31 protein-coding genes and 1 tRNA gene are annotated in these 16,128 nt (G+C 64.7%); 17 read left to right on the top strand and 15 right to left on the bottom strand.

Annotation, left to right across the window (positions count from 1 at the left end):
• Positions 1 to 101: 101 nt before the first annotated feature.
• The 11 genes from LZ605_RS08360 to LZ605_RS08310 all read right to left on the bottom strand — a co-directional run bounded on the left by LZ605_RS08360 (position 102) and on the right by LZ605_RS08310 (position 6,406).
• A complete protein-coding gene (locus LZ605_RS08360; protein ID WP_249844447.1) occupies positions 102 to 341 on the bottom strand; it encodes a hypothetical protein in 240 nt (79 codons plus the stop codon).
• The gene (locus LZ605_RS08355; RefSeq protein ID WP_249844446.1) at positions 338 to 634 is read right to left on the bottom strand and encodes a KTSC domain-containing protein; all 297 of its coding nucleotides are present in this window, start codon (positions 632 to 634) and stop codon (positions 338 to 340) included. Before LZ605_RS08355 ends, LZ605_RS08360 begins: the two co-directional genes overlap by 4 nt.
• Before the next feature lie 147 nt (positions 635 to 781).
• Positions 782 to 2,488: a YqaJ viral recombinase family protein gene (locus tag LZ605_RS08350; RefSeq protein ID WP_249844445.1), complete on the bottom strand. Its 1,707-nt coding sequence runs from the start codon at positions 2,486 to 2,488 to the stop codon at positions 782 to 784.
• A gap of 2 nt (positions 2,489 to 2,490) precedes the next feature.
• On the bottom strand, positions 2,491 to 3,336 hold the full coding sequence (locus tag LZ605_RS08345) for a hypothetical protein (protein ID WP_249844444.1): 846 nt from the start codon (positions 3,334 to 3,336) through the stop codon (positions 2,491 to 2,493).
• A 199-nt stretch (positions 3,337 to 3,535) separates the two neighbouring features.
• Entirely contained in the window at positions 3,536 to 3,742 is a 207-nt protein-coding gene (locus LZ605_RS08340) for a hypothetical protein (RefSeq protein WP_249844443.1), read from the bottom strand.
• Complete coding sequence (locus LZ605_RS08335) at positions 3,739 to 3,948, bottom strand: hypothetical protein (protein ID WP_111185492.1); 210 nt, start codon at positions 3,946 to 3,948, stop codon at positions 3,739 to 3,741. Before LZ605_RS08335 ends, LZ605_RS08340 begins: the two co-directional genes overlap by 4 nt.
• A complete protein-coding gene (locus tag LZ605_RS08330; RefSeq protein WP_249844442.1) occupies positions 3,945 to 4,184 on the bottom strand; it encodes a hypothetical protein in 240 nt (79 codons plus the stop codon). The genes LZ605_RS08335 and LZ605_RS08330 overlap by 4 nt, the downstream gene beginning before the upstream one ends.
• On the bottom strand, positions 4,181 to 4,522 hold the full coding sequence (locus LZ605_RS08325) for a hypothetical protein (protein WP_249844441.1): 342 nt from the start codon (positions 4,520 to 4,522) through the stop codon (positions 4,181 to 4,183). The genes LZ605_RS08330 and LZ605_RS08325 overlap by 4 nt, the downstream gene beginning before the upstream one ends.
• A 306-nt stretch (positions 4,523 to 4,828) precedes the next feature.
• Positions 4,829 to 5,440: an OB-fold putative lipoprotein gene (locus LZ605_RS08320; RefSeq protein ID WP_249844440.1), complete on the bottom strand. Its 612-nt coding sequence runs from the start codon at positions 5,438 to 5,440 to the stop codon at positions 4,829 to 4,831.
• A 118-nt stretch (positions 5,441 to 5,558) separates the two neighbouring features.
• Positions 5,559 to 5,924, bottom strand: coding sequence for a hypothetical protein (locus tag LZ605_RS08315; RefSeq protein WP_249844439.1), 366 nt, complete (start codon positions 5,922 to 5,924; stop codon positions 5,559 to 5,561).
• An 11-nt stretch (positions 5,925 to 5,935) separates the two neighbouring features.
• Complete coding sequence (locus tag LZ605_RS08310; RefSeq protein WP_249844438.1) at positions 5,936 to 6,406, bottom strand: helix-turn-helix domain-containing protein; 471 nt, start codon at positions 6,404 to 6,406, stop codon at positions 5,936 to 5,938.
• Between the two features lie 80 nt (positions 6,407 to 6,486).
• On the opposite strand from LZ605_RS08310, the gene LZ605_RS08305 reads away from it, so the two are divergent.
• The 7 genes from LZ605_RS08305 to LZ605_RS08275 all read left to right on the top strand — a co-directional run bounded on the left by LZ605_RS08305 (position 6,487) and on the right by LZ605_RS08275 (position 10,123).
• The gene (locus tag LZ605_RS08305) at positions 6,487 to 6,708 is read left to right on the top strand and encodes a hypothetical protein (protein WP_171955615.1); all 222 of its coding nucleotides are present in this window, start codon (positions 6,487 to 6,489) and stop codon (positions 6,706 to 6,708) included.
• Between the two features lie 251 nt (positions 6,709 to 6,959).
• Entirely contained in the window at positions 6,960 to 7,439 is a 480-nt protein-coding gene (locus tag LZ605_RS08300; RefSeq protein ID WP_111185500.1) for a phage regulatory CII family protein, read from the top strand.
• Positions 7,440 to 7,547: 108 nt separating this feature from the next.
• The gene (locus LZ605_RS08295; protein WP_249844437.1) at positions 7,548 to 7,859 is read left to right on the top strand and encodes a winged helix-turn-helix domain-containing protein; all 312 of its coding nucleotides are present in this window, start codon (positions 7,548 to 7,550) and stop codon (positions 7,857 to 7,859) included.
• 1 nt (position 7,860) lies between these two features.
• A complete protein-coding gene (locus tag LZ605_RS08290) occupies positions 7,861 to 8,970 on the top strand; it encodes a DUF1376 domain-containing protein (RefSeq protein WP_249844436.1) in 1,110 nt (369 codons plus the stop codon).
• Entirely contained in the window at positions 8,963 to 9,517 is a 555-nt protein-coding gene (locus tag LZ605_RS08285; RefSeq protein ID WP_249844435.1) for a hypothetical protein, read from the top strand. The genes LZ605_RS08290 and LZ605_RS08285 overlap by 8 nt, the downstream gene beginning before the upstream one ends.
• Positions 9,507 to 9,713, top strand: coding sequence for a hypothetical protein (locus LZ605_RS08280; protein ID WP_249844434.1), 207 nt, complete (start codon positions 9,507 to 9,509; stop codon positions 9,711 to 9,713). The genes LZ605_RS08285 and LZ605_RS08280 overlap by 11 nt, the downstream gene beginning before the upstream one ends.
• A complete protein-coding gene (locus tag LZ605_RS08275; RefSeq protein ID WP_249844433.1) occupies positions 9,710 to 10,123 on the top strand; it encodes a recombination protein NinB in 414 nt (137 codons plus the stop codon). The genes LZ605_RS08280 and LZ605_RS08275 overlap by 4 nt, the downstream gene beginning before the upstream one ends.
• Here the strand turns inward: LZ605_RS08275 and LZ605_RS08270 are convergent.
• Positions 10,110 to 10,610, bottom strand: a complete 501-nt coding sequence (locus LZ605_RS08270; RefSeq protein ID WP_249844432.1) for a hypothetical protein — start codon at positions 10,608 to 10,610, stop codon at positions 10,110 to 10,112. The genes LZ605_RS08275 and LZ605_RS08270 overlap by 14 nt on opposite strands.
• 137 nt (positions 10,611 to 10,747) lie before the next feature.
• On the opposite strand from LZ605_RS08270, the gene LZ605_RS08265 reads away from it, so the two are divergent.
• From LZ605_RS08265 to LZ605_RS08250, 4 genes are read left to right on the top strand one after another with little or no spacing between them, the layout of a single operon-like run.
• Complete coding sequence (locus tag LZ605_RS08265) at positions 10,748 to 11,056, top strand: hypothetical protein (protein ID WP_249844431.1); 309 nt, start codon at positions 10,748 to 10,750, stop codon at positions 11,054 to 11,056.
• Positions 11,053 to 11,493 (top strand): RusA family crossover junction endodeoxyribonuclease, encoded by a 441-nt coding sequence (locus LZ605_RS08260; protein WP_249844430.1) that lies wholly within the window; start codon positions 11,053 to 11,055, stop codon positions 11,491 to 11,493. Before LZ605_RS08265 ends, LZ605_RS08260 begins: the two co-directional genes overlap by 4 nt.
• Positions 11,490 to 11,726 (top strand): hypothetical protein, encoded by a 237-nt coding sequence (locus LZ605_RS08255; RefSeq protein ID WP_249844429.1) that lies wholly within the window; start codon positions 11,490 to 11,492, stop codon positions 11,724 to 11,726. Before LZ605_RS08260 ends, LZ605_RS08255 begins: the two co-directional genes overlap by 4 nt.
• Positions 11,719 to 12,432 carry a hypothetical protein gene (locus LZ605_RS08250; protein WP_249844428.1) on the top strand — a complete coding sequence of 238 codons (714 nt, stop codon included), beginning with the start codon at positions 11,719 to 11,721 and terminating at the stop codon, positions 12,430 to 12,432. The genes LZ605_RS08255 and LZ605_RS08250 overlap by 8 nt, the downstream gene beginning before the upstream one ends.
• Before the next feature lie 134 nt (positions 12,433 to 12,566).
• Here the strand turns inward: LZ605_RS08250 and LZ605_RS08245 are convergent, their stop codons facing one another.
• A complete protein-coding gene (locus LZ605_RS08245) occupies positions 12,567 to 12,749 on the bottom strand; it encodes a hypothetical protein (protein WP_249844427.1) in 183 nt (60 codons plus the stop codon).
• Between the two features lie 137 nt (positions 12,750 to 12,886).
• On the opposite strand from LZ605_RS08245, the gene LZ605_RS08240 reads away from it, so the two are divergent.
• The 4 genes from LZ605_RS08240 to LZ605_RS08225 all read left to right on the top strand — a co-directional run bounded on the left by LZ605_RS08240 (position 12,887) and on the right by LZ605_RS08225 (position 14,469).
• A tRNA-Met gene (locus tag LZ605_RS08240) sits at positions 12,887 to 12,958 on the top strand.
• A gap of 19 nt (positions 12,959 to 12,977) precedes the next feature.
• The gene (locus tag LZ605_RS08235; RefSeq protein WP_249844426.1) at positions 12,978 to 13,538 is read left to right on the top strand and encodes a glycoside hydrolase family 19 protein; all 561 of its coding nucleotides are present in this window, start codon (positions 12,978 to 12,980) and stop codon (positions 13,536 to 13,538) included.
• Complete coding sequence (locus tag LZ605_RS08230) at positions 13,535 to 13,990, top strand: hypothetical protein (protein WP_249844425.1); 456 nt, start codon at positions 13,535 to 13,537, stop codon at positions 13,988 to 13,990. The genes LZ605_RS08235 and LZ605_RS08230 overlap by 4 nt, the downstream gene beginning before the upstream one ends.
• The gene (locus LZ605_RS08225) at positions 13,987 to 14,469 is read left to right on the top strand and encodes a hypothetical protein (RefSeq protein WP_249844424.1); all 483 of its coding nucleotides are present in this window, start codon (positions 13,987 to 13,989) and stop codon (positions 14,467 to 14,469) included. Before LZ605_RS08230 ends, LZ605_RS08225 begins: the two co-directional genes overlap by 4 nt.
• A gap of 29 nt (positions 14,470 to 14,498) precedes the next feature.
• Here LZ605_RS08225 and LZ605_RS08220 read toward each other — a convergent pair whose 3' ends face one another.
• A complete protein-coding gene (locus LZ605_RS08220) occupies positions 14,499 to 14,897 on the bottom strand; it encodes a hypothetical protein (RefSeq protein WP_249844423.1) in 399 nt (132 codons plus the stop codon).
• A 47-nt stretch (positions 14,898 to 14,944) separates the two neighbouring features.
• Between LZ605_RS08220 and LZ605_RS08215 the strand changes: the two genes are divergently transcribed.
• Complete coding sequence (locus LZ605_RS08215) at positions 14,945 to 15,217, top strand: hypothetical protein (RefSeq protein ID WP_249844422.1); 273 nt, start codon at positions 14,945 to 14,947, stop codon at positions 15,215 to 15,217.
• Positions 15,218 to 15,255: 38 nt separating this feature from the next.
• Here the strand turns inward: LZ605_RS08215 and LZ605_RS08210 are convergent, their stop codons facing one another.
• Positions 15,256 to 15,423 carry a hypothetical protein gene (locus LZ605_RS08210; RefSeq protein WP_170929481.1) on the bottom strand — a complete coding sequence of 56 codons (168 nt, stop codon included), beginning with the start codon at positions 15,421 to 15,423 and terminating at the stop codon, positions 15,256 to 15,258.
• Positions 15,424 to 15,457: 34 nt separating this feature from the next.
• On the opposite strand from LZ605_RS08210, the gene LZ605_RS08205 reads away from it, so the two are divergent.
• Positions 15,458 to 16,078: a putative metallopeptidase gene (locus tag LZ605_RS08205; RefSeq protein WP_249844421.1), complete on the top strand. Its 621-nt coding sequence runs from the start codon at positions 15,458 to 15,460 to the stop codon at positions 16,076 to 16,078.
• The last annotated feature ends 50 nt before the right edge of the window (positions 16,079 to 16,128 follow it).

Raw genomic sequence — 16,128 nt, 5'->3', positions numbered from 1 at the left:
CTCCTGTTCGGTGGTCGGCTCGGCCGGTGCGGGCGCCGGTCAGACGGGCGGGGTGATGGGCGGGATGCCGACGGCCATGGCGGCGAAGAAGTCGTGGTCGGTCACGCGGCAGCGCCTTTGACGCGGGCGAGGGCGGCATCGAGTTCCGCAGTGCGTGCGTGGATGATCGACTCCGGTCCGCGCATGTGCTGCATTGACATGCGTGCTACCCGAGCCGCCTCGATCAGCTCGGTAAACGCGTAGCGCAGCGAGTTAACCTCGCGATACTCGGCTGGGTCACCGGAAGCCGCCCGTTCGCAAAGGGTGTCCAGCACGGCCAGCACATCGACAGGGGCGGTCATGCAGCACCTGCCTGCGCGCGCGCTGCCGTCGCCGGCTCTTCGACCTTGCGATACGGGTACTTCGCCGGGAACGGCTTGATGTACTGCCCGAAGTGTTTGCCCAGAGACTCCGAGTCGCGGAACGCAGCGAACTCTGCTGCATCGAAGTTGGCGTAGTGGTACAGGCTGCCGGGTCCGATCACGCCTCCACGACGGCTGGTGAAGCGGATTGCCAAGGTGCTGGTCTCTGCATCGTGGCCGATGCTGTGAATCTGGGAGGACTCGACGTCCTGCATGTCGATGCGGATTGCCATGGTGGTCTCCTTCGGAATAGGGGCCGGTCTTTCCCGACAGTCAGCGGCGTTGCATCCGCATCACTCGTTCACCCATGAGCTTTCGCTGGGGCGGGTTACGTCTCCCGCGCGGCCCGCTGCTGCAGCAGCCCCGCCGTGTAGGTTCGATCAGGCCGCGAGCGGATAGCTCTGGCCGTTGGCTGCCGATTGCAGGACGCGGATTGCGGCGGCGAGGATCGCCGGCACCTGGTCGGCGGCGTAGAGCTTGGCCCCGCGTTCGGTCGCCACCGGATCGAAGCCGAGCCGACGCAAGCCATCTGCATCGATCTTGAGTGGCGCGATCAGATCCACGATCTCGCCGAGCTTCAGCCTCTTTCCCTCAGCCACCCAGGGCGCGCGGTCCTCCGTCGCTACCGGATCCGGCCCTGCCTGGACGGCTGGCTGCGGCTTCGCCTCGGGCTTGGGCTCCTGCGCCGCGGTTGGCTGCGCGGCCGCAACTACCCGTTCCCGCGCGCGCTCCTCCTCCTGTTTGCGGATCTGCTCGCGCTCTGCGTCGAGGCGGGCCTGCTCCGCCAGCTGGTGCTGGGCGATACGGGCGGCGATCAGGTTGCGCAGATCCTCCGCCGACTTCGTGGAGCACAGCTGCACGCGGTCATGGAACAGAGCGGCATGGGTGCCGACCTCCATTTCCATCACGCGGATGTTGGCGCGGATCCGCTCGGCCGACTGGCTGGCATCGACCTTCGCGTTGGCGGCGACGGCATCTACCGCTTCCTGCATGCTGGCGAAAGAGCGCTTGCCCTTCATCGCGTCGCCGATATCGGCAATCAGCGCTGCCGGCATGGGGATGGCGTGCTCACCCAGCGTCTCGTTGATGGCCAGCACGTGCTGCTGCACGGCGCGGCGGGCAGCGTTGCCGATCTCGGAGCGGCGCTCGTCCTTGCGGGTCTTGACGCGCTTCTCCAGCGCCAGGCGCTTGGAGCGGGCCTCCTCAGCGATCGCGTCGATGGTCTTGAACAGCTGGTCGATGCTCTGGGTCTGGCTGAGGGCGTGCTGTTTGGCCGCCTTAAGCTGGTCCTCAATGTCGCCGCACCACTTCACGGTCTTCTCCGCATCGGCGAAGTCCTGGTCGGTGATCAGCTCCGTGCTGATGCCCTGGAACACGGCGATGGCCTGTTCCTTCCACTCGGCAAGGTTCGACGCCGTGACCATTCCGGTCACCTCAATGCGCAGTGCGGGCATCTGATCCGGAGCGCGGCCAGCGGCCACCGGCTCCGCGACCGGCGCCGGCTCGTAGGCAGCTACGTCCGCCTCGAACTGCGCCCAGCCGGCCACGATCTTGGCCCGCAGTTCCGGGTTCGGTGTGTACCAGCAGTGCCGCTCCTCGACCAGCTCGTCGCCGTCCCACTTCGAGGCCATGAACAGCACGCGCTCGGCGCCGCTGACCATGGCCTGATGCTCCATCTGCACCTGGTAGTGCAGCGGCAGGCAGGCGTCGGTGCCGTCCACCGGCATGGCCAGACGCAGGTCGTCGTTGAGCGACTTGTGCTCGAACGCCTTGTCCTCCAGCAGGGTCAGGCCGTCGAAGCTGGCCGAGTACTTGCCGTCGACACCGACGCAGGGATACAGCTCCTCGCCGATGATGCGCTCGGCCAGCGGCCGGGCCAGATCCTCGAAACGGTGGCCGTCGGCGAAGCGCTGCAGCGTCGCTGCGTCGTGCTCGATGGTCGCGCCGGTGGCGAACTCGCGCACCAGCTGACTGCGGGTCTTGTACGGGCTGCAGCCCATCATTGCCGGCGCGTCGCTGGCGTTGAAGTGGCTGGCGCGGTGGGCATGCCATTCCGGGGTGCCTTGGATCAGGTTCACGGTGCGCATGCTCAGCCCTCCACCGCAGTCTGGGCCTGGGCGTCGGCGTCGGTAGCGACGTCGCTCTGCGGTTTGCCTTCGCCATCCGTGTCGTCCTTGGGCGGGTTGCGGATCTTCTTCAGCTGGTCTGCGGTGAAGCGCGCACGCGTCTGCAGCGTGGCGATCAGGTCCTCGGCGGACTTCTTGCCGCTGGCGATGATGTCCAGCCACTTCGGCAGGTTGGCCGCGAAGTCGGCTTCGGAGTACAGCGGCAGCTGCTTGTCGGCCTGCCCCTCAATGGCGCCGCGCGCCTGCTCCCCGCTAGCAGCGCCGGCCTGAGGGATATCCATGACTTCTTCGGCGATGGGCATGCCGCGCAGGACGTCCGGGAAGACGTCTCGCAGGGCGAAGGCGCGGGCGCGCATCTGGCGCATGCGCTTTGGGTACTGGGTCCAGGGTCCGGTCTTACCCAGCAGGCCTGCCACCTTGGCGTCCTCCATGCTGAAGGTGCGTACCTCCTCGGATTCACCGCGGCGCTTGACCCGGCACACGGCCGTGCTGCCGTCGTCGGCCTCTGTGATGTACTCACACAGCGGTGAGCTGCGCACCAGCGCAATGACCGCGTCACCCCAGAGGGCAGGGCGACCGTTGATGATGGCGAGGTTCTGCAGCGCCTGCAGCGGCTTCAGGCCGAGCTCGGCACCCCACTGGATGGCGATCAGGCAGTTGCCGGGCTTGCCCTTGAAATCCTTCGGGACGAAGTCGCTGTCAGCGAGGTAGTCGCAGAACTGCAACGCCTGGTCAAAGGTCTGCGGGCTGAGGTCGAACTGCTGGCGGGGCTGGGTGGAAAGAGCGGTTTGCTGAGCAACGGCGTTCATCGAATGTCGTCCTTGGGGAAGTTGATGCGGGTGAGCGGAGCCGCGCGGCGAATGGCGCGGCGCTGAGCGAGACCGGTGACGAATGGGTGCCATGCTTGTCGGGCCTCAACCACGGCACGGAGGGCAAAGAACCCCGCACATGCGAGCCCCAGCACCACGAAGGAGTCGGCGCCGCGCGGGTACGCGGCCGTTGCCAGCGCTATGCAGAATCCGACCAGCATCGCGTTGAGGGCGGCGGGCACCAGTAGTGCAATCGGATGCCGGATAACGGGGCCACCGCCTTTGCCAGGTCCTGGACCAGCAGGACGCCGATGGCGCCAAGCCCGGTCGTGCAGGCAGCCATGCCCAGGTAGATCGCCAGATCTTTCAAGACTTCGAGATGCAGCTGGATGGTTTCCCGCTTCACGCTTCACCTCCAAAGGTCATGACCATGCGCGCCCGACGGCAGCGCTCGCTGATTTCGTTCTGCTTCGGGCGGGAGAAGCCCGCCTCGATGAACTCGCGCTCGACCGCCTTGACGTTCAGGCCAGCGCGACGTGCGGCCATCCGGACGGTCTCCAGCTGGTACTTCTGGCTGTCGGTCTGGATGGGGAAGAGGGCGACGGCGCTCATGCGGCACCGCCTTTGACGCGGGCCAACTCGGCACGCAGCTCGGCAATGCGGCGACGGTCTTTCGCGGCGTCACCTTGGTAGCCGGCGGCGACGCGGGCAGATGCGGCGCGGTTCGGATTGCGGGGATTGTTTGCCCGGCGCTCGAAGTACCGAGCCCGGCGGCTGGCGCCGCGCTCCAGCCGCAAGTGCCAGGCAAGGGCGTCACGCAGGCGCTGCACATCGACAGGGGCGCTCATGCCGCACGCTCCGCGTCGATCGACAGTGCGAACGGGTTGGGCAGGGCACGGTAGGTGTCGATGAGGGCCTGACGGCGCTTCCGCATGGACTCGACCTTGCTCAGGTCCATGCCGGTTTCGGAGAGCTCGTCCGGGAACCCGATCATGGTCAGGGCGTGGCGGCGTGCCGCCTCCCAGGCCATCTCTTCGGTGGCGCCAGCAAACAGCGCTGCGCGATAGGCGGTCTCCACGCCGGGCATGCCCAGGCCAGAGTTCTTCAGGTTCCCGATCAGCACCGGCACGTTCCGGCGCTGGCGGCGGACCTCGGCTTCGGGGTGCAGTTCCGTGACGGCGGCCATGGTCAGCACTCCAGGCCGAACAGGCGGTGGCCGAAGGCCAAGCCGGCCGCCGCGGCGAACACGGTCCCGGCGTACACGGCACCGATCCAGATCCACAGGGGGCGACGCTTGATGCGCATCTCGGGGTCTCCTTGCCCCAGAATTGGGGCGCAGGAGTAGTAAACACCACGTTTCCCTGTAACGCAACCGCGATGTGTACTGGTCGATATCGGTACGTGTACTGGTTAAGCTGGCGTTTATGTATCTGGAGGGGCAAAAAAAAGCCCCGCAGGAGCGGGGCCGTTACGCAGTTACCGAGACTTCAGGCTACTGAATGGTGCAGTCTCCAGCGCTGGGGAAGCCGATGACTTCGCCTTGCCCTGTGCAGCTCACGGTCACCGACTGCCCCTTCGCAAGCGCGCCGGCTGCCTCCTTCGATATCCCGTGCAGTTGCACCCACTCAAAGTCGCCCGCAGCAAGTTGGACGACCGGAGAGTCGGAGAAGTCGGACTGGATCGACTCCACCTTGCCGCTGATCAGGAGAGCCTTGCCCTTGAACTGCGCGTCCGCGGCGATTTCATTGGCGCTATAGGCTCTGTAGAGCTCTCCGGCTGTGATTGCGATTGGGCCGGCCTTGATCTCTGCCGAAGATGACTCGCTGACCGGCGATGTCCCGGACGTAGATGCTGCGGCTTTCTGTCTTGCGTCCGCTGCCTGGCCAGCAGCGCCAACCGCACCCGCGAAGAGCACGAACCCTACGAAGTACACGATTGGCGACACCACCAGCGAACAGATCAGCTGGAACACGCCCTTCATCGCGCCACCCTTGGCTATCGCGACGATCGCCAGGATGAATGCCACCAGGTTGAGCGGCCATCCCAGAAAAAGGCCAAGGCCTGGGATCGGGACCAGGAAGCAGATCCACGCGATCACGAGCACGATCCACGCTGCTTTGCCGGCAGGGTTAGCCTGCACATTCCCTGTTGCTATCGCGTTCAAATTACCCCCCATCAATGAAGTCTATCGGCCGAAACAGCGGCGTCGGCCATTGGCGCCGTTACTGAAAGCCTTCCGCACCGGGCCGCACGAGCCCTGGAATCTCGGTGAAGGCCACACCTTCCTCTCGGCACTCCTGGGCCCTTTGCATCTTCGATAGCAAGCCCAACAGCTCGGAATCGCTAAGAGTCTCCATCACGCCGTGCACATGCATGGTCTCCTGCCGTATCAGCCAGTTCAACCAGAAGAGGTTCCCGAGGTCACGGATGCGGCGATAAAGAACGTCGCGCTGCAGCGCTGACATCCTGTGTTCGTCCCCTTGGGCGCCCACGACTCGAAGAAGTCCCTCCTTCGCCCTCGGCTTCAGGCCCATGGACGAAGAAATCATCCTAGCCATCTCCTGCAGCTCCACATCGCTGATACCCATTGACCCCCTCCTCATCTAGATTGAACGTGCGCGACCAGCTCCAATGCAGCCTTGTAGGCATCCAGTTCAGTGGGAAAGCCATTGGCCCATCGATCCGCGACCATTGCCACGGCCCGATCTGACAACTCTTCCTTTTGCTGATCGGTGAGCGGGATGTTCCCGTCCAGCACGAGCCGCACCAGCTTCGTCGCGTCGCGCAGTATCTGGCGCTGTTGTCTTGCAGATTGAGACTGAACAGCAGGGGACTCTGCGCTTGAGACGAACATTGGCAGCTGGCCGTGAAGGATCCAGTCCACATTGATTCCCAGCACGCGCTGCGCATCGATCGCACCCTCCTTGGACACGCCTCGCGACTTCCAGTTGGTGACCCGTTGCTTTGACACAGACAGCGCTGCCGCCAGATCCGTGGACGCGGTGATCGGCGGGTCGAGTTTGGCGGCGGCCGCAAATAGGCGGCTGGAGGAGTCACGGAGTTCGGCCATGGGGCGATTATCCGCACCCCCACGATTCGCGGTACACGCGGGGTTGACTAATTGGCATTTCATGGTGTGTACTGTCCGCCATGGACACCCCGCACCCCGACTCCCGCGTGATCGACAGCTTGGGAGGGCCAGTCAAGCTGGCCCGCAGGCTTGGCATCGACAACCGTCAGCGCGTCCAGAACTGGAAGGCGCGCGGCATACCTGCCGATGTGCTCCTGGCGCACCCCTGGCTGCGGCGAAAGGTCCTTCTGGCCCGCGCTGAGGCCGAGAAGGCCGGCGAAGAGATGGTCCGTGCGGCGTGAATTGCTCATGGCCCGATTCCGCCCCAAAGCCACATGACCTTGCCTCCTTCTTCGGGGACGGGGCCCAGGTCGGGCAGGGGTAGGGGGCGGACCTTGAGCTCGCCATTGATTCGACGGAGCGCGAAGGCTTTCCCGCACAAGCGGACCAGCGTCACCACGCCATCCCTGGCGCTGCTTTCTGAGTAGTTCATCTCCATGGCGCAGATGCTGCGCCGGCCCACCAGCCCGATCCACGTTCACGAAACGGTCCAATGAACATCACCGACGCTGCGCATAAGACTGTAAAGGACTCACCCGGCGGCGCCGAAGCGCTGGCAACGCGTTTGATCACTACCAACGACAAGGGCGAAGAGAAGCCCATGTCGGGGGCGGTCCTTCGTAACAAGGTCAACCCGAACAACACCACGCACAAGCTGGGCTGGGAAGAAGCCAGCGAGATCATGGGGCTGACCGGTGACCACCGGATGTTGTTCGCGCTGGCGGCCGAGCACGGCTACGGCGTCCACCGCCTGGAGCTTCCGGACGAGGTCGGCTGCTTGACCAGCACCATTCTCGAGACTGCTGCGGTCAAGGGGCAGTTCGCTGAGCTGCTGCACGAATGCCTGAAGGACAAGCTGATTACCGAGAACGAGTTCTCTGGCCTGCAGACAGCTGCGGCAGCAGTGCAGTCGGCCCTGATAGTACTGATGTCCCGCCTGCGCGAGGCCAAGGGCCAGGGGCAGGTGCTTTGAGGAACGCGAACACTCCGAGCGCGTAACTGCCTATCAGATCGCGGCAGTTAGAGCGCATCGCCGCACATCTCTGCCATCACGATGAAGGCACCACAGCGAGGCTCAACCATGAATCTTCCCGCACGCAACACCGATCCCGACACCAGCCATGAGGCCGCGCGCCACATCGTGGATTCTGGCGCACGCAAGGCCCAGCAGCAGCGCGTCGCCGCGGCGGTCCGACAGCATCCCGGGCTGACCAGTCGTGAACTGGCCGACGCTACCGGCCTTGATCGCCACATGGTCGCCCGCCGGCTGCCCGAGCTTGAAGCGGACGGCGTCGTTGTCCACGGTGCGCCGCGCAAATGCCGTATCAGTGACATGCGTTGCCAGACCTGGCTGCCGGTGTTGAACGACAACGAGACGCCGCTGGCAGCCTGACATGGATCCTTTGGTCTCCCCCGACGTGGACCTGCGCGGCATGCCATTCATGCCGCTAGACGTGTCGAGACTGCGCGATAGCGAGCTGGCGATCATGGCGACCGGCGACGAGTTCAGGGCAGCCGTGCTGCTCTGGTGCGCCGCATGGAATCAGTTGCCGGCAGCCAGCCTTCCGGACAACGACCAATCGCTGGCCGCGTATGCCGGCTTCGGGCGGGATGTTCGCGGCTGGCTGGCCGTGAAGTCAGGCGCGATGCGTGGGTTCGTGCTGTGCAGCGATGGCCGCTGGTATCACCCGGTCGTCGCTGAGAAGGCCCTAGAGGCTTGGGCCGAGCGGCAGGAGTACCGCGCCGGCAAGAGCAATGAAGCCGAACGGAAGAAGCGCGAGCGCGAGTGGCGCGGCTTGGCGTTCGACGCCTTGCGCGGTGTGGGTGTAACTCCTCCCTGGAACATCAAGACCGGAGACCTGCGGAAGCTGCTCGAGCGCCACGAACTGCAGGTTTCTCTGGTCGATGCTCGAGGGAATGGGAGCAAGGCTGGGGGCGAGGAGGGCGGTCAAGACTCGGTCGATTCCGGAGTTCCGCCAGTCACAAACAATGTCACACGACCTGTCACGGTGACAGGTCACGGACGTGTCACGGCTAAGACAGGGACAGGGACAGGGACAGGGACAGGGATATCTACTCCAGATACATCACTGCAAGCCTCAGAGATTCCTGAGGGGTTCACCGCTGCGGGTTGGGCCAGCGTGCTGATGCGGGGTGCCGGTTGCCACACTGCCAGTGCCAGCCATCCCGACCTGATCGCAGCCGTGGAGGTCGAGGGCGTGCCGTTCCAGATGCTTGTCGACCTGGTCGAGGAGGGCAGGGCGCGCGCCCCGCCGCCGAAGAGCCTCTTCATCTGGGCCGTCGCCGCCGCGCGAGGCCGACACGCCGAGGGCGCCAAGCCCGTCAACTCGAGCAACGGATCGAACCATGGAACACGTCGCCTCTCACCTGCCGAACGCACCGCGCAGCTTGCCCTCGAAGGTGAACTCGCCGACGCCGCCGACGCCGCCGCCTTCCCAGGCACCGGCCACGGCTATGCGGACGCTTTGGGTGCGGATGGCTGAAATCTACGGTTTCAAGTGGTCCAGCGCATACGGCGAGAACCCGAACATCGGCGCCGCGGTGACGTGGGCGAAGGGCCTGGCCGGCTTGAGCGGCCGGCAGCTGGCCGACGGCCTGGCTGCCTGCATCGCCAGCGCAGAGCCGTGGCCACCGACGCTGCCGCAGTTCCGGATGATGTGCCTTGGCATCCCGCCGTTCGACGCCGTGCGTGCCGACACGGGCAAGCAGGACGGATTCACCCGACTGGTGTGGCAGTACCTGGATGGGCATCGCTACCGGCTGGCCAGTGCCGACAAAGCCGACAAGCTGCTGCTGGCGGCCTACAACCGGGCCAAGGAGGCCGTGATGCGCGGCGCGGAACTGCCGCCGGCGCCCGAGGCCCACATCGCGCACGAGGTGGCCCGGTCCGCACCGGCAACGCGCGAGCAGGTGGCACGGCACATGGATGACATCGCCCGTGAGCTCGGTATCGGCATGGCCGCTGATCCGCAGCCTGCAGCCGAGGAAGAGACCACTCGCGACCGGGAGGGCGTGCGCCATGCCGCGTGAGCTCCCGCGCCTGGTCCTGCAGCTGCGCGATGCAGCCGAGCCGGTATCTGAGGCGGGCTGGTACGTCTGCTACGGCTACGGCGAGAAACCCCTGGTCATCTACGCCACGCGCGGCCAGACGCAATGGCGGCTGGGAATGCGGCTGGTGCCTATCACGCACTACGCCGGGCCGCTGACGAAGAGGGAAGCAGCGTGACCTCCATTCGACCTGAAGACTGGAAGCAGCGCGGCGAAGGGATGATGACTCCCAAGCAGCAGCGCATGCTCAACGCCATCTGCGGCGACCTGGCCGAGGGCCTGTCCTGGCACGGCCAGCGCCTGACTAAGGACGACTGGCGGCACATGGTCGCCGGCACGATGCTGGGCTGGCGCCTGATGCCAGCTATCGACCGGGGGCAGGGCGCCCCCGGAATGATCATGCTCGGCGGTTCGAGCCTCAAGTTGACCAGGTCGATGGCATGCGACGCCATCACCGTGCTGGTGCAGATCGGGGACCATCCAGACGAGCAGGGGCTGCGTGCCAAGCCTGTCCGCTGGTCGGACACGGTGCTGTTGGGACTCGGGTTCAACCCGCACGATTTTCAGGAGGTTGCTAGTGCAGCTTGAACGCCCCGCGCAGCGTGTTAAGCAGGCTGCTCCAGATCCTCTTTGGTACTCGTCGGTGCCACGGAAGCAACTCAATACTGATATCCGCTGCATCCATGAAACACTGCAGAAGGATCGAAGCGCCTTCCTCGGCGTCGATGAGGTTCAGGCGACTGACCGCAATACCGGTGTTCATGATCTTGTCGCAGTTGGTATCAAGCATATGGCAAGCGTCAGCTGCATCGCGAATGATGCTGATAAGGCGGTGGTCAGGTGCATCGTGGAATTGGATTGCTTTCAGGTTCGCTCCAAGAGCCTCAAATCCATAGATATCGCCGCCAGCAGCGCTACTGCGCGCGCTCGCGCCTTGCAGAAGATGCACAGCGTGTTCTGCTTCTTGGGACGCTATCGCGATAATGCGGACATAGGTCTGGACCTTCTCACGCTTAGCAGCTCGGGCTTGATTGAAGGCCAAGCGGCCGGAGTACCAGATCGCGAGCGCGGACATGATTGCTTGGGCCCACGCAGCCCATTCGCTTTGCGTGGCACACATCGAAGGCAACAGCCAGCTGCAGTAGTTGTCCGGATCCGCCACGTCACATCCCCTGTGTCTGATCGCGCGATTGTATGCGGGAGAAATACCTAATGCACGGCAATTACCGCGACCGGGACCTGCTGGACCTGGCTTACCGCATCGAGTGCACGCTCCTCATCCCTGACGTTTGCGTGGGTGGGTACGGCGAGCCCTGCCACAGCAACCAAAGTCGCCACGGCAAGGGTGGGGCGATGAAGGCCCACGACTGCTTCTTTGCCAGTGGCTGCCGGGCCTGCCACCAGGAGTTGGACCAGGGCCGGCGCTATACCGAGGAAGAGAAGGCGCTTATCTGGCAGGCAGGCCACGAGCGCACTGTCTTGACGCTCTGGCAGGACGGGCTGGTCATGGTGGCCGCATGACCATCGTGATTGTGGTCTACGGATCGCCGGCGCCCCAAGGCAGTAAGTCGTTCAAGGGGCTGGCCAACTCCGGCCGCGCTATCTTGGTCGAGTCGTCCAAGAAAGTTCGCCCTTGGCGCCAAGACGTGAAGCTTGCGGCGGAGCAGGTGCGCGCTGATCTGGGCCTACAGGTGCTGGACGAGCCGTTGCTCGTGCGGATGACCTTCACCCTGCCCAAGCCTGCGAGTGCGCCGAAGACCCGCCGCGTCTACCCCAGCAAACTGCCGGACTTGTCCAAGCTGGTGCGGTCGACCGAGGACGCGCTGACCGATTCCGGCATCTGGCGCGACGACGCGCGAGTGGTCGAGTGCACCGCGGCGAAGCGCTACCCAGGCGAGGGGCACCTGGCCCTGGACGCGCCGGGCTGCGTCATCGAGATCAAGAGGATCGACCCATGAGCCTCGCCGCCGCTGTCCGGTTCTGGATGGGAGAGCACCCGGGCTGGCACCTCGCTTCCGAGATCGCCGACGGCATGAAGGCGTGCGGCATCAACAGAAAGAAGGCGATCAAGGCGCTCTGCAACACGGCCGACGGTGGGCTTGTCCAGGTCGCTGGCAGCCGCCGACACATGCGCTACACCATTGACCGGCCAAGCCGGGACCATACACAACAGGAGAGAGAAGATGGCTGACCGACGCGAACTGCTGGCACGGCTCAACCCCCAGACCTGCAGGTTTGATGTCGGGCAGGGCGGCGCCACGCCTTCTCTGCAGACGTCCGACATCGCCGCAGCGCTGGGAATGGTTCCGCCCGGCCTTGGCCGTGAGGTCATGGAGGCCGTCTACCTGCCGGACGGTGCAATGCGCCATCGGTCTAAGTTGGCCGAGGCAGTGCTTGCAATCGTGCGTCCAGAGTTCACCCGTCGAGCACGTGCACTGGCCGAGGCCGAAGACGATCTGAGCTTCTCCAAGGAAATGGTCAGCCTGAGCCGGCGCAGTCTGTCCGACGCCCAGCGGCGGATCCTCCGGGAGCGGGAGGCAGCGGTGGCGAGCGCACGCGCCAACGCCTGGCCGAGGAACACCTACCAGCACCTCTCGCGCATGGTCGACGCAGTAGTGGCAGAGCTGGCCAGCGGCAACCGCTGCCCCAACTGCAAGGGCACGGGACTGGTGAACGACAAGGGCTGTCCCGAGTGCAGGCGCACCGGTATCGAGCCGTTACCGGATCGTCGGCGTGCGATCGCTATGGGGACCGACTCGCCAGCCTACATGCGACGATGGAAGCCAGTTTATGAGTGGCTTCTGGCTGAATTACATCAGTCTGGCGAGGTGGCCGCTAGGCAGTTTTCTCGTGCCTTAAGCGATACAGATGTCGTCCCCAAACTGCTTGCCGCGTAGCATCAGGAGCATTGTCTTGCTGAGGCAACGCTTTGGCCTGTAGTTTTGTCAGTATCGCGAGACTTGGCCATCGGCCAAAGCCGACAAAGCCCCGCCCGAAAGCGGGGCTCTTTGCTGTACGTCACCTGCGTCTGTCATGTCTTCCTGGACGCGGCCTCTAGGCAAGCTTCGTGCTCAAGCTCGGCCTCAAGGAGGGTATCGAACGGTCCGGCTAGCCAGCCGCCCGTTTTGGTCTCGACACCAAAGATGAATTTGCCTCTCGCGTCTTTAACGATGTTGGCTACGTCGGTGATCTGTTCGTAATCACGCTTTTTCATGGTTGAGTCCCTATTGGGTGGGATGCAGACCAATTATCAGCTGCGGGTGAAATTAGTCGCTCGCGAATTCGCCTATGCCCGTATCTCCCGACCGGATCAACCCTCGCGCTCAGCCGGCAGCGGGGCGGGCACCCATCAGCAGCGTAGAGAAGTGGCATCTCGCCGGGCTCATAACCCGGAGGTCGCCCGTTCGAGTCGGGCCGCTGCTACCGCCATACTGAGGACCCCATGGTGAGCATCGAGACGGTCGCCGCCGGCATGGGGTTTTCCCCGGCGCTGGCGCTCGCGCTGGAACAGGCCTGCATCCGCTTCGGCATCAACACCGAGCTGCGGGTCTGCCATTTCCTCTCCCAGGTGGCGCACGAAAGCGGAACCGGCCGCTGGCTTAAGGAACTGTGGGGGCCGACTCCGGCTCAGTCACGCTACGAAGGCCGAAGGGATCTGGGCAACACCCAGAGCGGGGATGGATTTCGCTTTCGCGGGCGCGGCGCCATCCAGCTGACTGGCCGTGACAACTACGCCCGCTACAGCCAGACCATCTACGGCGATGATCGGGCCGTACGCAATCCGGATCTGCTGGCCAGGCTTCCGGACGCGGCGCTGGCCGCGGGCTACTTCTGGCAGCGGGACGGGATCAACGCAGTCGCAGACCTGGACGACGTGCTGGCAGTGAGCCGCGCGGTAAATCTGGGTAATCCCGACAGCAAGGGCCTGCCGAACGGTCTGGAAGACCGAAAGGCCAAACTCAAGCTGGCTAAGTCGCTCTACGCGAAAGTGGTGTCCCGATGACCGAGCCAGTGAGCGCCCTCAAGACCATCGTGGGCATGTTCACCGCTGCGGTGGTGGCGCCCGCAACCGCGGACGCTCTTCGGGAGGCCGAGCGCATCATCCTGGGCGTCCCACAGTCGGTGCTGCTGGTCGCCATGGCCGGCGCGTTGATCGGGGTCCTGCTACTGCCTGAGAAGGACGCCGAGAGGGTTGCAGCCGACGCTAATCGCCGCCGCGGCCATCGCCTGCTACAGACCGCAGCTCGCTGGGCGGCCCTGGCAGTCGCTGTCGTGGCCTACGCCATTGTGGCTGCCTGGGTCATCGCTGTGGCGGCCTCGATCTGGCCGACCCTTGCCGGAGCACCGCAGCTGCCCCTGGCCGGCCTGTCAGGTGTTCTCATCCGCCGGCTGCTGCCCGGCTACGTGCGCATGGTGGAGAAAGCCACCGGCGCCATCGGAGGCGATAAGCCATGAGCGTCCTGGTTCGATTCCTGTTGGCGGTCTGGAACCTGGTGATCGGTGCCGCGGCCGATGGGCTCCAGTGGCTACGGCGTCCAGGGAGCAAGATCAAGCTGGTGTGCGCTGTCCTGGCGTTCGGGTGCATGGTCTCGGGCCTGACCGCCTACGAGAAGGAGCAACGGATCCGCGACTTGAGCGCCCAGGTGATCAAGGTCCGGGCTGACTGGAAGGCCGATGCCGCCCGACTGCAGGCGGACGTGGACACCCGCGATCAGCGCCTGGCCGAGGTCGCCGCCGCACTGAGGACGGAGGCCGAGAAGCTGGAAGCCCTCCGGAAGGAGAGCGCTGAGGCACTGCGGGCATTGGCCGGCAAGGTCGAAGCATCCGAGAAGGACGCCGCGACGTGGCGCGGCCGCTACGAACAACGGCCCGACACCTGCAAGGCAGCACTGGAGCTGCTCGATTCCGCCTGCCCGGCACTGAAGGGGTACTGAGGATGAAGCAGTGGGCGCTACAAGGTGCGCTATTTACCGGGCTTGTCATCGGGTTCGTCGCCGGTTTCAACACCGATCGGCCCTTTGACGTTGGTGACTATCTCGCGCAGAAAGGCGTGGTCGGTAACTCTCAGGCTGGCCAGCACGGCGGCGCCGAGGCAGAACCAGACCAATCCGCTTTCCGCGCGGGTGGCCCCAAGAATACCCAAGACCTGGTTCAGCGCTGTCGTATCACTTGCGAGCGCAGTCATGACCTTCGGTGCGACAGCGTCCAGAGCAGTGTTCCAAGCGAGCTGCCAGAGAGCCACTGCCCAAGCCGCGAAGGTCAGGAGGCGCCCGATTTGGCGCTTGGCGCCAGATCGAATGGGCAGGGCAAGGATGGCGAGATAGATCGCAAGCACAGCCGTAAGGGCACCTATGAGCGCCATGTCAGTCCTCCATGTGAGTGGGCGCAGCATAACCGAGGGTGACGAACATGATCCGAAAGGCCCCATTCCTGGCCGCAATGCTGCTGGCCGCGTGCCAGGCCGCACCCACCAAGACGAACCCGCCGGCAGCTGCCGTCATCAAGGTTCCGGTGGCCACCTATGTGCCTATCGACGCCAAGCTGCGTATGCGCTGCAAGTGGGTGAAAGAGGCAGCGCCGTCCGCCGTATTCGAGGTGAGCAACGGCCGGAAGCGTTGCCTGGACCAGTACGAAGCCCAGTTTGACGCAATCGACCAGGTTCAGGGAAAGCCGGTGCCCTGAAGTGGGACTGGCACTCGGGGGCAGTGTGGCAGAAGGCGTTACGCGCCCATCAGCTTCCACCCTTCATTGGTGATCTCGACCTCGTCACCGTTGACCAGAGCGACATAGCCCTGCTCGATTGCCCAGCGCAGCTGTTCGACCGTGACGTCATTGCCGTTGCTGATCGCCAGAACAATAGCCTGCTGCTCGGCTGGTGCGTATTGCATGAGTTCGCTCCTTGTTTATTCAGGATGGTAGCTGATGAGTCGCCCAATGCCGCCCTCAGGCATGCTGGACATAGACCTTGAGGACCTGACCCAGCAGTTCAGGCCAGCGCCCGAGGTCTGGGCATGGATAGAGGGGGAGGTCCTGGACGAAGGGGGTAACCTCCACAACCCGGATCACCAGCACCTCCAAGGCGCAGACGTTGGAGTCCTCTGGGCGTCCTCATCGTTCACCAAGCAGGGCAGGGCCGTGGTGGGGCAGGCCGAGCTGGTCGCCTTCCGGGCCGGTGGGTGGCAGAAGGCCCGTATGGAGCGCCAGATGGTCGACTGGTTCGGCCGGGTGCCGGATGCAGTCATCACCCTGGCCGCCGACTACTGCGCCGAGTGCAGCGATACCGACTTCTGCGCGCTGGTCGAGCATGAGCTCTATCACCTGAGCCAGGAGACGGATCAGTACGGTGCCCCGAAGTTCCACAGGGACGGCGCCGCCTGCCTGGCCATGCGAGGGCACGATGTGGGCGAGTTCGTCGGCGTGGTGCGCAGGTATGGAGCCAGCGAGGAGGTCCAGCGGATGGTAGACGCAGCAAGCAGGCCGCCCGAGGTGGCCAAGATCAACATCGCCCGGTCTTGCGGGACCTGCCTCTTGAAGGCGGCATAGACACGACCGGGCACGACAAGGCTCAACAGATATGCCCGCCCTAGACGCCC

This window comes from Stenotrophomonas maltophilia (assembly GCF_023518235.1).
Lineage (GTDB): Bacteria > Pseudomonadota > Gammaproteobacteria > Xanthomonadales > Xanthomonadaceae > Stenotrophomonas.
This window is presented reverse-complemented; position numbering and strand designations above follow the sequence as displayed.